Below are 13,855 nucleotides of genomic sequence, written 5' to 3' on the forward strand. Positions count from 1 at the left end.
AAAAATAAAATCTTAATTTTGGGGGATAAAACGTGTTTAAAAACCGATCTTTTTCACTTTTATTGACAGGTCAATCTTTAGCGGATATTGGTGACTATATAGTAAGCGTGATTAGTATAATTTATCGTTTCACCAACTCGGCGATTGCTACTTCCTTCGTACCGTTTATTATTACTACTTGTATGTTGATTTCCAGTTTGCTAACACCTCTTATTACGACAAAAGTGTCGTTGAATCAATTGCTAACTATTTCTCAAGGCTTTAAAACCGCTGTCATTTTGGGCCTTGCCTTGTATGTACAATGGGTAGGCGACCAGCCGATGATTGGCTTTGTGTTTTTATTGATTGCGATGGTTGCGTTTTTGGATGGTTGTGCCAATCCTATTCGTCAATCCTTGCTGCCTCATTATGTGGAAGAAAAGGATTTATTGCGAGCAAATAGTATTGCAGAAACGGTTATCCAATCCATTCAGGTGGGTTCTTGGTTTGTTGGCAGTTCCTTGCTGCTTCTCTTTACACCATCACAGCTTATATGGGGCGTTGTCGTCCTTTTTTTCATGGCAACATTGCTTTTAAAGCTTTTACCAGATGTGGCACGTATGGAACGTCTAGAAAAAAAGAAATTGGTGTTATTTATGCAAGGGTGGCAATCCATCCATCAAACACCTGTACTAAAGGTAGCTGCACGAATGGATTTACTGGAATCAATGGCAGGTGCAGTGTGGGTCGCAGCGATTTTACTTGTTTTTGTAGAAGAAGCATTGCAGGCTTCTTCTCAATGGTGGGGTTATCTCAACGGCATTTTTTTTATTGGCATGATTATAGGGAGTATGATTTGTTTAAAATGGACCAAATTTATTGAGCGTAAGAAAGCTATGTTCATAAGTGGAGGTGCGCTGTTGTCCGCTATTTTTACATTATTCTTTGCGGTTAGTATCACACCATTGATGGCTTTACTCTGTTCTTTGCTGATTGGCTTATGTGGGCAATTAAAAAACATTCCACAGCAAACCATCATTCAAACAAGTGTCTCAAAGGAGAAATTACCAACGGTGTATACATCGTTGAATGTCATTGTGACAGGGGTATTCGGCCTTTCATCTTTAATGATGGGCATGTTGTCAGAATGGTATGGGATACGAGTTGTTTTTTTCCTTTCAGCTAGTATGCTACTTCTCGTAAGTGTGATTGCCTATAAAAATAAAACATCTTTCACGTAAGAAAGAGTAGCCCTTACTTTTAGAGTAGGGGCTATTTTTTATAAAAAGTTCATATTCTGTTAGTTGATAGTATGGTAAAATATACAAATATTTGTATATTTTAAAAGGAGAGTTAGTATGAATCGTAAAAAAACAAGTTTCATTATCTCTGCACTTATCATAGCAATCTTTATTGGTGTGGCATTAAAAAATGTTTTTTTCCAAGCATCTCTTACACCATCAATGACTGTTTTGGAGGATGGCACCAAACAAATTAATTATGAAACTGCTTTAACAAAGCTAGATCAATCCTCCACAACGTTTGAAGCATATAAGGGCAAAATAGTAGTAGTGAATTTTTGGGCGTCCTGGTGTGGACCTTGTCAACAGGAAGCACCTGAACTAGAGGCATTCTATCAACAAAAATCAAAGGATGTCGAGCTGCTAGCCATCAATGCCACAGCCTATGATAGCTATAAGAAGGCGGCAGCATTTAAGGATACCTATGATTTATCATTTCCTATCTTCCTAGACGAAGAGGGAGTACTACAGAAAACGTTTGAAGTGGTGAATTATCCTAGTACCTTTATCTTTGATAAAGAAGGAAAATTACAGCACAGCGTGAAAGGCGAACTCACTCAACAACAATTAATACAATTGATTGATGATCTCTAAGAACAGAATAAGTCTTATAGACAATATATTTAGAAAAATGAAACTTTTTCTAAAAAGATGCGTAGAAGTAGCTAAAGAAAAAGGAAGGGGCTCCTTTAATGCCACGGAAACACATGATTATTATCATCATTGCATGGATTGTAGAAATATCGTTGACGTACTGGGTTGCTACAATATTCTCTGTGAGATTTATCGAAGTGATGTTTTTCACGGGCATTGCCTTTACCTTAGGAACGTTTTACTTTTCGAGTAGCGGTGGAGCGATGTCAAGGCTTTATACATCCCAAGTGAGTGCACAAACAGGGATTATTCATGAGCGAGAACGGTTCAAGGTTAAACTTGGACCCGTATTTATAGCGTCACTGATATTTTTCCTTATTGGATTGGTATTCTTTATTTTACTTGTAACAGGCATTATTCCACCACAAAAGGTGTGAAAGTTATTGGCTTCCACCTGCAAAAAATCAAGATGGCTAGGTGCTCATTTTGATTTTTTTGCGTTGTATAGAATTTGTAGAGTGCTATATTATAAAATAGGCTTCGATAATTGTATTTTTACAATTATAAAGGGAATAAAAAGGTAACTATTATACTATAATTACCCTTTGTTATTAGTAATTTGTCATGCAAAATATGTATATCTATGGAGGTATACAATATGTTAAAGGAGCTATCAAACCGCAGTGCCCCAAAATCGAAACCAACAAAATAGAGAGAAGAGTAGACCCCAAGAACCTGACGTTCAGTATAATGCTATGCTAGAAATTCAAACAATGGAAAGTAGCATAAAAAGATACATAACAGTGCATGGTGATCACTTGAATGCAGCTGAATATCATTCTTTACTGCAAATGATTAAGAGTTTAGAGGAATTGAAAACAGCGATTAAAGGGGTCTCATTAGATTAGGCACATTCTTTATTGGATAATCTGACAATCCGGTTTGTCAGATCATCCTAGGAATTAATCCACCGGTAATAAGTAAAAGTGAGGTTTTGACCATTCATTTCAAATGATTCTCCGCTTCTATCCAATGGTTTAAAACCGTTTTTTTCTAATACTTTTTGAGAGGCTATATTGTTCGTTGTTGTTTGTGCCTCAATGATGAGCATGCCTTGCTGGCGCATAAGGTCTAATACTAATTCTAAGGCTGTATGGGCAACCCCTTTCCCACTAAATTCTTTTCCTACTCTATAACCGATATGGCCTAATCGTTGATCCTTATCAATATCGATTACATTGATTCTTCCTATAATTTCTTCAAGTTCATTTTTTATTAGATAGAAATAGGATAGCTGTTGAGCTTGTTCCTCTAAAAGCATGTCATTTTTTCTTATGAAATTTGGTAATTCGTAATAGTCATCCCCTCGACTTGGGACTGTTTTTTCAAAATAGGCCCTATTTTTAACCTCAAATGCATATAAGTTTTCAAAATCACCCTGTGTTAATGTTTCTAATCGAATTTTCATGGCATCTCCAATCAATTTTGGTTTTTCTTTCATTATACCTGTAGTCTAGGGTTAATCTCACCCAGTTTATGGATTGTTCAGATGATTTTGTAGATGTGTGGATAGACATGAGTACTGGTTTGCTTTTTCAGCCATCCACTAAAAAAGGACCGTCATTAAAAAGACCCACTTCCTGTCGGGTTTAGTGAATTAAATAGTGAGCGGACAAGTAAATTAGTAGAGGCATTGAGATTTTTTAAGAGAGTCCTGTAATTTTCAAAATGTGGAAGCACTTGTTCCACTAGAAAATGAACTTAGGTTGGTTCAAGTCTACCTCTATATACAGTAGGAGCGTTTTGGCAAGCGTATTCAGGTTGTATGGCAACTAGAGTCGGAGACAACTGTCCTCATCCCATCACTGACTAACCAGCCATTAATTGAAAATCCATTAAAGCATGGAATTTTAAAGCTTCATCCAGCAGTAATCAATATCCATATAAGATTGCAACACCATTATGGGCAAGGTTTACGTATGACAAGCAATCTTCACGAAGGAACGGTGTTTCATTTGTGGTAGTAACAAAAAAACATCTACTTCATTAGATGCATTGCCTCTCGATGAGTTTTAAGAGGGGGAATGCATCTTTTATTATTTGCAAGTTTGAAAAATAGAAATTTAGAGCACAGCCTGAGGCGTCTTCGTTTTAAAATGTGTGAATAAGTAGCATCCCAAAATCACGATGATTCCCCCAATGCCTTGCAGCCAGCTTAGCTGTTCACCGATAAATAAAAAGGCGAGCAATGCTGTAAAAATAGGATTAAAGTTTAGAAAAATACCAGAGGTTGTGGCACCTAATTGTTGAACGCCAATATTCCAAAATACCATACAAACTACTGTAGAGATGACCCCTGTATAAAGTAGCGAAAGGATGAAAGAGGAGTCGATTTCGGAGAAGGTAAAATCCGTAATCGTGAATGGGACTAGGATGAGCACCCCAAACAAACCTGCATACAATGTCGCCATTAACGGAGAGGTTGTTTGCATAGCCCACTTACTACATACAGAATAAAGTCCCCATACGCAAACGGCTGCCACCATCCATAAATCTCCTGTATTCAATTGGAAGTGCCATAACAGCTGCCAATCTCCTTTCGAAAGGACAAGAAAAACACCAATTAAAGAGAGTACCATCGCCAGAAGTTGCAAGCCATTTATTTTTTCTTTCAGAAAGGCGAAAGAAAAAAGGGCGATGGACATGGTATTCATTGTAGAAATAAGGCCAGCATTCGTGGATGTTGTTCGTTCCAACGCTAAAAATTGAAATATATTAAACAAGGCAACACCTGTAATGCCCATCAGGCATAATGGCACAAGAGCGGCTTTAGCAGGAACCAATCTCTTTTCTTTCCACCAAACTAACGGTAGCAGGACCATCACTGCGATCAGCCATCTGACCAACGTTAAGGTCATTGGAGAGGCATGAGCCACTAGCGTCTTAGCCACAACAAAATTGCCTCCCCATAGTAAGCTCGTGACAAGCATTAAGCCCATATAAAATTTAACCACAGTATAGGTACACTCCTTTTGCTTTTATGTATAATAAGAATCATAGCACTATTAGTGATTTATCAGTATAATATTTTGTATAATTGAATAAAATCAAAATAATCGAAAGTTATTTAATGAATATCAAAATAATATTTTGAAATCGCGCTAAAAACTTCCTTGTCTATAAATAATCAAAAGAGGAGAAAACAATGGAGGATATAAAAAATAAAGGATTAGATAATGTCGATCTGCAAATCTTAGCGATTTTGCAGCGAGAGGTTCACATTAGCAATGCGGAATTAGCTAGACGGGTGAATCTGTCCCCACCAGCAACCCATACAAGGGTGAAACGTCTAGAAAATGAAGGCTATATTGATCAACAAGTCGCAATTTTAAATCAGGAGAAACTAGGGTTTGATTTATTGTGCTATATATTTATGAGCACAAATATTCATCAGGAGAAGGAAATAGAGGAGTTAGAAAACAGCTTGAAAACAATGACCGAAATTTTGGAATGTCATTGCTTAACAGGTGCCTATGATTATTTGTTAAAGGTCGTAATTCGAGACCGCCAAGACTTAAATCAATTTATTCGAAAATTAAATAAGCTTGGCGTTTCTAGAATTCAAACGAATTTATCCTTACGAGAAATTAAATATTCTACAGTGTTACCGATCGAAGAAAAACAGCAAGTCTGAGTAAGCTAACTCAGGCTTGCTGTTTTTTTACTCATGATAGGTAAGCAGCCGCTTTAAACGAGTAGAAAGTCATCCTAAAAAGTTAGTTACCACTCTAAATGAGTAAAGCCCCGCTCCTAAAGATTCACCCTGTTCAAATAAGGAGACCACACGTACAAAAATCATACAACCCACAAGTTGCTTATAGTTGACATGCAACCATAGAGTTGCCTATAATCAAGCTATGAATTGGGATAAAGACGCTGTTTTTAAAGCACTAGGGGACTCGACTCGGAGACTTATATTAGATGAACTGGCTGAGTGTGATGAGATGACGTTGTATGAATTGACGGTGCGTCTTCTAATGAAACATGAACTTTCCATTTCGAGGCAGGGGATTGCTAAGCATCTGTCTGTCTTGGAGAGTGCTGGACTCGTCCTATCACAGCGGAAGGGAAAATATCGAGTCATTCTTTTCAATAAGGAACCACTTAAAGATTTACTGAAAGGATGGGTAGAGTAAAGTTTACGTGTGAAGGATGCTTCTTAAACGACTTAAAAGGAGGAAAAGCAATTGAATATTATTGTCAACAGTATCTTTGTACAAGATCAGGAAAAGGCACTGGCATTTTATACGGAAAAGCTAGGGTTTGTAAAAAAGGAGGATGTCCCAGTAGGAAAACATAGATGGCTAACGCTTGTGTCGCCTGATGATTTAGAGGGCACTGAGCTATTACTTGAGCCAGATGAGCATCCTGCAGCAAAGGACTATCAAAGGAGGATTTTCGCTGAAGGCATTCCAGCAACAATGTTTGGAGTTACTGATTTAGAAAAGGAGTATAGCCGTTTACTGGAGAAAGGCGTTGAATTTACACTTAAGCCGACAAAAGCGGGAGAAGTCACAATAGCAGTTTTTAATGATACATGTGGCAACCTTATTCAGATTATACAAAAATAGTGTAGAAAAGCGTGTTTGATAAAAAATATCAAAACACGCTTTTCTCATTACTCAGCCATTACCCAACCTTTATCATCGTTCAAAACGTTTAGATTTTCTTTTGGCTGCGCATTTACGGTCTGTTCTTTGGCTTCTGCTTCCTCGCTGGGCGGAGCTTCTTCCGACGAACAAGCAGATAAAAGGAATAGTAGCGCTATACTTAATGATAGGAATTTCTGCATGAGGCAAACCTCCATCAATCAATCGTTGATATGAATATTTTGCACATCTTTTTACAGAATATGTTGTGTATAGCTGCCATTAAAAATTTTTTTAAGCGACTGTATTACTAATTATTTTGCTAAAGCCATTATTATATGCACTATTAATCAGCTGCTGTATTGACTTCACTGCTTGCTCAGAGAAAATATACCAGTTATCGCCATCGAAATCATGGAGTAAATACTCAGGATAGCCTTGTAATAATTCCTCTGGGAAAGGTTGATTTAATGTATAGATATCATATTGTCGAACACTGTTTTGATCATGGCTCATAAAATCAAATTGACCAAGCTTGTAATAAGACCCAGGAGTTTCTAGATTGAGGTGCCAATAATAATCTTTCGGAGCCTCTACTTTGTCGCCTTTCTTTTCTTGGAAAATTTTGAAAAGTGCTTGGTGATAGGCATTGCCTTTGATGTCCTGAATGACACCACCCATTGTCATATGGTATTCATAGCGTAGTACCTTGATTTTTTCATCTTCAATTAGCAATGGTTCAGTCGTAATATTCACTGTGCCATCATTATAATGCACTTGGCTGCCGAATGTTTCAGCAATAAAGCGAATTGGTACATAGGTGCGATTGTTTTTCATGTATGGTTGTACATCCAATTGCTCTTTTTGACCATTTTTAATGACTGTTCGGTTATTAAGATTCAATTTAATGGTTGTTTGATCCATTGAAAGGGTGATTTGTGAATCCTGCCAATGAACTTGCGCACCAAGATTTTCACTGATCACTCGTAATGGCACCATTGTTCGATTGTTTTTTTGCTCGGGTGCTGTATCAGATTTTACCACAACATCGTCGATTTTGATTTGTGTCGTTGCGGCATCAGCAGGTGTTGCTACAAATAATGTAGATGTTAAAAATAGCCCTGTAAAAAATTTTTTCATGGTATATAACCTCCTTATACTTTAACACTTACCACCATCGGAAATTTTACCATAATATTCTTATGTATATAATAAAAACTTTACTATTTTTTCTTTTGGCTGGAAAAGGTTGTGTATCATCATCAATATTTTGGACTTGATTTCGCAGTGTGTCATTTAGATTAAAACCATCGTGTTGCTAGATATCAAAGTAAAGAAGTTGAAATAAAATAACACAAAATCACCACCGCTATTAGCAACTTTTTGACAGTGTATAATCTGTATTTGTTCTCGAATACTAATGCTGAAAGGAGGTTTTTTAAATGAAGTTTTTGACATGGGGCATTGTTGGTGCAGCATTATTTGCTGTGATGAAAGGCTACGGAAAATCGAATCAAGGACAAAAGGATAGCTTTCAACAAACAACGACGCCTGTACAATTAGTCGCCAATGCAAATCCGCTGACAGCCAATACACCGAAACAATAAAACAAAAGCTTATAGATTATAGGGATCTATAAGCTTGCTATATTTTTATATAAATAACTATTATTGGCATATAGATGGTGAGAAGAACTCTATTTTACAAACGATCACGACGATGGCTTGGAAGAAATTTTGTAATTATTTTTACGGACTGTACATAGGTATTCACAGGCCAAATTGTAGGCTTGTCCACCGTTAGCAATGCAACCATTTAAAGTAGCGGCTTTGGCAACAGTCTTTAAGAAATAATAAGACCTATGTCGCAAGGGAGCCTCATCGAATTGACAAATTTGGATCAGCCTTCATGTCATATAAGGATTTTCAGGGACAAGGGAATAGAAGCAGACGCAAAAAAGCTTGGTCTAACACATATTTACACGGATGCTAGTCTTACAGCGGGACCATTTTTTGAACGGAAAGGATACCAAAAAACAAATGCATATCGTTAACGAACGTGATGAAAAGGACGGGTGAAAAGCATGAGTTATGTAAAGATTTTTGTTCTATTAAAACAAGAACAACAGACCCAGTATCAAACTAGGTCTGTTGCTTCGTTTAGGCATCGATAAATGGTTAAAATCGCTTGTAAATGCATACCTTCATGAAAGATGGTGCGTAACAGTACTTGTTCAATGGTTTGCATACCCATATCAATAGGAGGGAATTCCTCTGACAATCGATGACCGTACTGTTCCTTTAATTGTTCAGGCTGCTGAGCTAAATACTTCTTTAATTCCTCAAAGGATGGCGTTTCGTCGTCAAAATGCTTTGGCGATGTACCAAAGCCAAACCATTTCTTGAGAGCTTCTAAATCTGCATCCTTTTCTTTTGTTAATGCCTCTATCCATAAATATTGATCGAGATAAACATGACCCATATTCCAGCGAATATTATTATGAAATCCAGCTGGGATGATGTTCGCTTTTTCTTCTGATACATGCTCGAGTAAGTGAAGCAGCTCGCCACGATAATTGGCTAGCTGCTGAAATAAATTTTCTTGACGTTGATTCAAATGTAACCCTCCTTTTTAATATTATTGGCTATTAAAACTCCATTTTCCTGCAAAAAAAGAAGAACACTTTTTGTGTTCTCCAATTTATCTACTTTGTGTCTGTAATGCTAAACGGACACCGAGACCGATATAAACGAAGCCAACTGTCTTTTCGAGCCAGCGTGAGCTACCGCTTGTTTTTGTAAAGATTTTTTCGCCAATGAAGCTTGTAATTACTGCGAGTAGGATTGTATATAAAGCACTCATCACGACAAATGTTATACCGAGTGTTAGCAATTGGGTTGTGACAGATTGCTCGTTATGCTGAACAAATTGCGGTAGGAAGGCTAGGAAAAACAGTGCCGTCTTTGGATTGAGGATTTCTGCTAAAAAGCCTTGACGGAATGAAGTACTAGCAGGACTTTGTTCGACAGTCGGTTGCTCAATTTTCTTTGGCTTTGTGAGGAGCATCTGAATGCCTAAGTAAACAAGGTATGCCACACCAATATATTTCACCACTTCAAAGGCAGTGGCTGATTTCATTAAAATAGCAGAGAGACCTAAAACAGCCGCTAATGTATGAACCAAGTCACCAAGACCGATACCTAAAGCTGTATAAATACCATTCTTTTTTCCGCTTTTTAATGTTTGTGTAATGGTAATAATTACTGCAGGACCTGGAATTAAAAATAATAAAAGAACTATTGCGATAAAAGATAACATGCGAAACCATCCTATTCTAATAAACTAATCATTCTAGGGTGAATGCATGGAATATTATATTCTAGCTATTGTGTGGCTGTCGATAAAGAAATATTGAAAAAATAATGAAAAATAATTCAGAAAACTAATGAATAATACTTATTAAATTTTATTACCTAGTACTAATATTTAGTGTTAGAATAAGATTATAAAAAATACGTTGGAGGAATTCATATGTTAACAAGTCAACAATTACAAGCTATTTTGCCACACCGATATCCATTTCTTTTGGTAGACCGTATTGTGGAGTTAGAAGAGGGCAAGCGCGCAATGGGGTTGAAAAATGTAACGATTAATGAAGAGTTTTTTAAAGGTCATTTTCCACAGTATCCTGTGATGCCAGGTGTGCTAATTGTTGAAGCATTAGCACAGGTTAGTGCAGTGATTATGCTGACAAAGGCTGGGAATGAGGGAAGATTAGGTTTATTGGCAGGAATCGATCATTGTCGCTTTAAAAAGCAAGTAAAGCCTGGTGATCAGCTACATCTAGAAGTGGAGATTACGCGTGTGAAGGGCGCTGTTGGGAAAGGCAGAGGGATTGCAATGGTAGATGGAGAAATAGTTTGCGAGACGGATCTTGTTTTCGCTTTTGGATCTTAGAAAATGGAGGCTCTCGGTTGAATTACACATTTATGCTTTATATCGCCGTTTGTATCATGCAAATAGCGCTATTAGCGAATATTACGATTGCTAAAGGCGCTTGGAATGGGGTGACAATGTGGCTTTGTACGGTAGTTTTTGTTTTCGCAACAGCTATATTTGGATTAAGTAGAAAGCGGCAAAAAGACACTCAAAAATAAACGACTTTGCTTCAATTCGTACTACACGGCTCTCTTTCCTTCATATAGTAAATGGAGTGAAAGTTTTAATATGAGAGGGTGAGGAGGTTTGAGGGTCGCTTTTATAGAACATAAAGAAGAACAGCTACAGCCAGAGCAAGCGTTGGCGCACGATTTCTGTGATCAATTTGTGCAAAAGATGCATAAAAATATATTGCATAAAAAGCTTGATGAGGATGTGTATCAGTCCTATTTTGTTATCCTTCAGCAACAATATACAAGGCAAGAGCTGCGGTTTATTGTCCATCTGTTAAAGGTACAGGCAAATGAGATAATACGCATGAAGCCCATGTTTATTACCATGAGTGGTGTTATTTTATCCATGTTTACATTGCTTGCTACAACCATGAATAGCAAGCTCATGATCGGCATGTCGCTTGTCCAAATCGTTGCATTAGCCGTCTTGAGTTTTAATGTCGCCATTATATGGATTTCCTTTAAAATTGAAATCGAACATAAGCGGGTGCAGGCAGTGATTGCATTATTAGATTATTACGTAACAATTGTTTCAGAAGGGAGTGACCTTCGTGCAAAAGACAGTTGAACAATTACATTATTGGCTTATAAAAGTACCAGAAGTATTTCGTGTGATGACAGAAGCGGAAATAACACAACGACCTGCTCCAAAAAAATGGTCCAAAAAAGAAGTAATCGGTCATTTATGTGATTCGGCTATTGTCAATCTTGAACGATTTCTTCAAATTCAGAATGAAGCTTCACCCTATGTAGTGACTACATACGACCAAGTACAATGGGTCGCGTTACAGGGCTATCAGGAATTACCAATAGAAGATATTTTAATGTTGTGGACAAGCATCAACAAAAAAATCATGTATGTACTGGACCACCTTGATGAAGAGACATTAGCCCAGCCATGTGTGATGAATCAACAACAAAGGACATTGGGATGGTTGATAGAGGAGTATATGCAACATCTGGCACATCATATCCACCATCAAATTTTAATGAATGAATGCGAAACATAAGCATTTTTTTAGGAAATCCTCAAATAATAAAGTACGAAAATAATTATTTGGGGACGTGAAAATGTGAAAAAGTTTTTATTGCTTTTACTACCACTTAGTCTAATCACGGTGTCGCTTTTTTATGTAAAAGTGAGTTCTTCTGAAAATAAAGGAAGAAAGTATTATGAGGAAGCAGGTCAAATTCTTTGGGAAATTCAGACAGATGAAAAAATCATTGCCTTAACATTTGATGATGGGCCACATCGCAAATATACAGCGAATATCCTTGATGTATTGGAAAAATATAATGCAAAAGCAACCTTTTTTATTGTCGGTCAAAATGCAGAAAAAAATCCTGAGCTGATTACAAGAATGTACGAAGAAGGACATGAATTGGCCAATCATACCTATACACACCCTTTAAGAACAAATGTTACCAATTTAATGAAAGAGATACAGCAAACAGATGAAGTGATTGCAGGGATTACAGGCTATCAGCCAACATTATTTAGACCAGTTGAAGGACAATATACCGATGCGATGATTGATGCAATTTCAAAAAAAGGCTATAAGGTTGTTATGTGGTCTTGGCATTTAGATACGCTTGACTGGAAAAGCCCAGGTGTTCATCGCATCGTGAATACCGTTTTAAAAGGTGTGAAAGCAGGCAATATTGTCCTATTTCATGACGGTGGGGGAAATCGAGCACAAACGGTTCAGGCAATGGAACAAATCATACCTGAGCTTGAAAAACAGGGCTATCAGTTTGTGACGGTTTCTGAATTATTGGAAATCCAAAGGACACATAAGAAAATGGAAAAAAAACAGTAGTGTTGAAGCTGAAACGTTCTTCAACACTTTTCTTTATGTAAAGGTTATTTAAACATTTTTTTGATGTGTTTAAGCTCAGCAATTAAATAATCAATTTGTTTCTGCATATTATCTATTTTAACTGTTTGATGCCCATTTCCATTGCCATTATTCGTTTGAGAAGAATCATTGTTCGCGTTTTGGAGCGCTTCTAATGCGAGTCCCGCTGCAATGGTTTGTAAACCATCCCCTAATGTTGAAATGGCTGTGCCAATATAGGATAGCTTAGCCGCATAAATTTCTATGGATTCATTGCCTTGGCTCGGTTTATTATTTCTCCCCATTGTTTTTCCTCCTTACATTTGTCATTACTTGCATCATATGCGACAACAAGTGAAAAGGCGATTCCGATGATCGTTGAATGATTCACTAAAGATGGTAAAATTAGTACAATCAACGGATGGGGGGACTAGCATTGACACAACATATAGAGCTGATTGAAATGAATAGTGAGCTGTTAGAGGGGAAGGGCAGCTTTTGTTTACGAAGCAAGAAAAAAACAGAGGGCTATCAGAACAAAAACAAATGGCTTAATCAACAATTTGAAAAGGGCTTACATTACATACAAGTACTTGAAAATCAAAAACAAGTAGGTTTTATAGAATATACAGACGCGGAATACTCTTCAAGAGTTGTACATGCAGATGGCTATGTGGTGATTCATTGTTTATGGGTAAGTGCAGTGGGTAAGGGCTATGGTACACAATTACTGAAGAGGTGCTTAAAGGATGCCAAGGAACGTGGGAAAAAGGGAGTGGTGGTCATTACAAATGACCAAACTTCCTGGACGCCAAGCAAGGATTTATTTTTACAGCACCAGTTTCAGCATATGGCAACAGCACTCAATGATTTTGAATTATGGGTCTTTCCATTTCATGAAAGCGTTGAACGGCCATACTTTCCTGATAATTGGCAGGAACGATTAACGAGATTTCCTCATTTAACGATTTTACGTTCCTTTCAATGTCCATATGTAGACGTCGCCACGGAAAATATTCAATTAGCTGCCGAAAAATTAGGATTGCAGCCAGTGCTGGTGGATCTTCAAACGAGAGAAGAGCTGATGGAGAAATCACCGACACCATATGGTATTTTTTCAGTGGTTTATAAAGGACAATTGATTGCCTTTCATCGATTAACCGTGCATTCCGTATATAAAAAACTGCAAAAACTCATGAATAATTCCTGATAGGATGCAACTTTTTTGGACACTGGCACGTTATATTCTTATAGCATTTCTATGATTCTTTGAGTTTTTTGTTGACTGCTACTAGGAAATGAGTAAAATTAAAAGGCAGTAC

General features: G+C 37.2%; 21 protein-coding genes. 14 read left to right on the forward strand and 7 right to left on the reverse strand.

Going from position 1 to position 13,855, the window contains the following annotated elements:
- Positions 1-32: 32 nt before the first annotated feature.
- From MKY76_RS11235 to MKY76_RS11250, 4 genes are all read left to right on the forward strand, one after another.
- Complete coding sequence (locus tag MKY76_RS11235) at positions 33-1,220, forward strand: MFS transporter (RefSeq protein WP_342557855.1); 1,188 nt, start codon at positions 33-35, stop codon at positions 1,218-1,220.
- A gap of 117 nt (positions 1,221-1,337) precedes the next feature.
- On the forward strand, positions 1,338-1,874 hold the full coding sequence (locus tag MKY76_RS11240; RefSeq protein WP_269898504.1) for a TlpA disulfide reductase family protein: 537 nt from the start codon (positions 1,338-1,340) through the stop codon (positions 1,872-1,874).
- Between the two features lie 98 nt (positions 1,875-1,972).
- Positions 1,973-2,311, forward strand: coding sequence for a hypothetical protein (locus MKY76_RS11245; RefSeq protein ID WP_048392945.1), 339 nt, complete (start codon positions 1,973-1,975; stop codon positions 2,309-2,311).
- 246 nt (positions 2,312-2,557) lie between these two features.
- A complete protein-coding gene (locus tag MKY76_RS11250) occupies positions 2,558-2,782 on the forward strand; it encodes a hypothetical protein (protein ID WP_066036899.1) in 225 nt (74 codons plus the stop codon).
- A 47-nt stretch (positions 2,783-2,829) separates the two neighbouring features.
- Here MKY76_RS11250 and MKY76_RS11255 read toward each other — a convergent pair whose 3' ends face one another.
- Positions 2,830-3,342 (reverse strand): GNAT family N-acetyltransferase, encoded by a 513-nt coding sequence (locus MKY76_RS11255; RefSeq protein ID WP_342557904.1) that lies wholly within the window; start codon positions 3,340-3,342, stop codon positions 2,830-2,832.
- A gap of 655 nt (positions 3,343-3,997) precedes the next feature.
- A complete protein-coding gene (locus MKY76_RS11260; RefSeq protein ID WP_342557905.1) occupies positions 3,998-4,873 on the reverse strand; it encodes a DMT family transporter in 876 nt (291 codons plus the stop codon).
- Between the two features lie 206 nt (positions 4,874-5,079).
- On the opposite strand from MKY76_RS11260, the gene MKY76_RS11265 reads away from it, so the two are divergent.
- The 3 genes from MKY76_RS11265 to MKY76_RS11275 all read left to right on the forward strand — a co-directional run bounded on the left by MKY76_RS11265 (position 5,080) and on the right by MKY76_RS11275 (position 6,505).
- Positions 5,080-5,568, forward strand: a complete 489-nt coding sequence (locus tag MKY76_RS11265; protein WP_342557856.1) for an Lrp/AsnC family transcriptional regulator — start codon at positions 5,080-5,082, stop codon at positions 5,566-5,568.
- A gap of 223 nt (positions 5,569-5,791) precedes the next feature.
- Positions 5,792-6,070 carry a metalloregulator ArsR/SmtB family transcription factor gene (locus MKY76_RS11270; protein ID WP_054548639.1) on the forward strand — a complete coding sequence of 93 codons (279 nt, stop codon included), beginning with the start codon at positions 5,792-5,794 and terminating at the stop codon, positions 6,068-6,070.
- A gap of 51 nt (positions 6,071-6,121) precedes the next feature.
- Positions 6,122-6,505, forward strand: coding sequence for a VOC family protein (locus MKY76_RS11275; RefSeq protein WP_112118708.1), 384 nt, complete (start codon positions 6,122-6,124; stop codon positions 6,503-6,505).
- A 47-nt stretch (positions 6,506-6,552) separates the two neighbouring features.
- On the opposite strand, the gene MKY76_RS11280 is transcribed toward MKY76_RS11275, so the two are convergent.
- Both MKY76_RS11280 and MKY76_RS11285 read right to left on the reverse strand, forming a co-directional pair.
- Complete coding sequence (locus tag MKY76_RS11280) at positions 6,553-6,726, reverse strand: hypothetical protein (protein WP_175400719.1); 174 nt, start codon at positions 6,724-6,726, stop codon at positions 6,553-6,555.
- 91 nt (positions 6,727-6,817) lie between these two features.
- Positions 6,818-7,663 carry a copper amine oxidase N-terminal domain-containing protein gene (locus tag MKY76_RS11285; protein WP_048392936.1) on the reverse strand — a complete coding sequence of 282 codons (846 nt, stop codon included), beginning with the start codon at positions 7,661-7,663 and terminating at the stop codon, positions 6,818-6,820.
- A gap of 302 nt (positions 7,664-7,965) precedes the next feature.
- Between MKY76_RS11285 and MKY76_RS11290 the strand changes: the two genes are divergently transcribed.
- Positions 7,966-8,130: a hypothetical protein gene (locus tag MKY76_RS11290; protein WP_004230164.1), complete on the forward strand. Its 165-nt coding sequence runs from the start codon at positions 7,966-7,968 to the stop codon at positions 8,128-8,130.
- A gap of 529 nt (positions 8,131-8,659) precedes the next feature.
- Here MKY76_RS11290 and MKY76_RS11295 read toward each other — a convergent pair.
- Together MKY76_RS11295 and MKY76_RS11300 are read right to left on the reverse strand one after the other, a co-directional pair.
- Positions 8,660-9,139: a DinB family protein gene (locus MKY76_RS11295; protein ID WP_257961017.1), complete on the reverse strand. Its 480-nt coding sequence runs from the start codon at positions 9,137-9,139 to the stop codon at positions 8,660-8,662.
- An 84-nt stretch (positions 9,140-9,223) separates the two neighbouring features.
- Positions 9,224-9,841, reverse strand: a complete 618-nt coding sequence (locus MKY76_RS11300; RefSeq protein WP_342557857.1) for a LysE family translocator — start codon at positions 9,839-9,841, stop codon at positions 9,224-9,226.
- A gap of 213 nt (positions 9,842-10,054) precedes the next feature.
- Between MKY76_RS11300 and fabZ the strand changes: the two genes are divergently transcribed.
- The 5 genes from fabZ (at position 10,055) to MKY76_RS11325 (ending at position 12,515) form a co-directional block, all read left to right on the forward strand.
- Entirely contained in the window at positions 10,055-10,480 is a 426-nt protein-coding gene (fabZ, locus tag MKY76_RS11305; RefSeq protein ID WP_004230156.1) for a 3-hydroxyacyl-ACP dehydratase FabZ, read from the forward strand.
- A gap of 17 nt (positions 10,481-10,497) precedes the next feature.
- Positions 10,498-10,680: a hypothetical protein gene (locus MKY76_RS11310; protein ID WP_342557858.1), complete on the forward strand. Its 183-nt coding sequence runs from the start codon at positions 10,498-10,500 to the stop codon at positions 10,678-10,680.
- Between the two features lie 88 nt (positions 10,681-10,768).
- On the forward strand, positions 10,769-11,263 hold the full coding sequence (locus MKY76_RS11315) for a hypothetical protein (protein WP_048392926.1): 495 nt from the start codon (positions 10,769-10,771) through the stop codon (positions 11,261-11,263).
- Entirely contained in the window at positions 11,247-11,705 is a 459-nt protein-coding gene (locus MKY76_RS11320) for a DinB family protein (protein ID WP_048392925.1), read from the forward strand. Before MKY76_RS11315 ends, MKY76_RS11320 begins: the two co-directional genes overlap by 17 nt.
- Before the next feature lie 63 nt (positions 11,706-11,768).
- A complete protein-coding gene (locus MKY76_RS11325; protein WP_048392923.1) occupies positions 11,769-12,515 on the forward strand; it encodes a polysaccharide deacetylase family protein in 747 nt (248 codons plus the stop codon).
- 44 nt (positions 12,516-12,559) lie between these two features.
- Here MKY76_RS11325 and MKY76_RS11330 read toward each other — a convergent pair whose 3' ends face one another.
- A complete protein-coding gene (locus tag MKY76_RS11330; RefSeq protein WP_048392921.1) occupies positions 12,560-12,838 on the reverse strand; it encodes a hypothetical protein in 279 nt (92 codons plus the stop codon).
- Positions 12,839-12,969: 131 nt separating this feature from the next.
- Here MKY76_RS11330 and MKY76_RS11335 point away from each other — a divergent pair, with 131 nt between their 5' ends.
- Positions 12,970-13,743, forward strand: coding sequence for a GNAT family N-acetyltransferase (locus MKY76_RS11335; protein WP_342557859.1), 774 nt, complete (start codon positions 12,970-12,972; stop codon positions 13,741-13,743).
- The last annotated feature ends 112 nt before the right edge of the window (positions 13,744-13,855 follow it).

It is taken from the genome of Lysinibacillus sp. FSL P4-0201 (assembly GCF_038593425.1).
GTDB classification, from domain to species: Bacteria; Bacillota; Bacilli; order Bacillales_A; family Planococcaceae; genus Lysinibacillus; species Lysinibacillus capsici.

What these genes read in the sequence shown, in the direction of transcription:
- MKY76_RS11240 (WP_269898504.1), top strand. Translation starts at nt 1,338, where the DNA reads ATGAATCGTAAAAAAACAAGTTTCATTATCTCTGCACTTATCATAGCA.
- MKY76_RS11245 (WP_048392945.1), top strand. Translation starts at nt 1,973, where the DNA reads ATGCCACGGAAACACATGATTATTATCATCATTGCATGGATTGTAGAA.
- MKY76_RS11255 (WP_342557904.1), bottom strand. Translation starts at nt 3,342, where the DNA reads ATGAAAATTCGATTAGAAACATTAACACAGGGTGATTTTGAAAACTTA.
- MKY76_RS11260 (WP_342557905.1), bottom strand. Translation starts at nt 4,873, where the DNA reads ATGGGCTTAATGCTTGTCACGAGCTTACTATGGGGAGGCAATTTTGTT.
- MKY76_RS11265 (WP_342557856.1), top strand. Translation starts at nt 5,080, where the DNA reads ATGGAGGATATAAAAAATAAAGGATTAGATAATGTCGATCTGCAAATC.
- MKY76_RS11270 (WP_054548639.1), top strand. Translation starts at nt 5,792, where the DNA reads ATGAATTGGGATAAAGACGCTGTTTTTAAAGCACTAGGGGACTCGACT.
- MKY76_RS11280 (WP_175400719.1), bottom strand. Translation starts at nt 6,726, where the DNA reads ATGCAGAAATTCCTATCATTAAGTATAGCGCTACTATTCCTTTTATCT.
- MKY76_RS11285 (WP_048392936.1), bottom strand. Translation starts at nt 7,663, where the DNA reads ATGAAAAAATTTTTTACAGGGCTATTTTTAACATCTACATTATTTGTA.
- MKY76_RS11290 (WP_004230164.1), top strand. Translation starts at nt 7,966, where the DNA reads ATGAAGTTTTTGACATGGGGCATTGTTGGTGCAGCATTATTTGCTGTG.
- MKY76_RS11300 (WP_342557857.1), bottom strand. Translation starts at nt 9,841, where the DNA reads ATGTTATCTTTTATCGCAATAGTTCTTTTATTATTTTTAATTCCAGGT.
- fabZ (WP_004230156.1), top strand. Translation starts at nt 10,055, where the DNA reads ATGTTAACAAGTCAACAATTACAAGCTATTTTGCCACACCGATATCCA.
- MKY76_RS11330 (WP_048392921.1), bottom strand. Translation starts at nt 12,838, where the DNA reads ATGGGGAGAAATAATAAACCGAGCCAAGGCAATGAATCCATAGAAATT.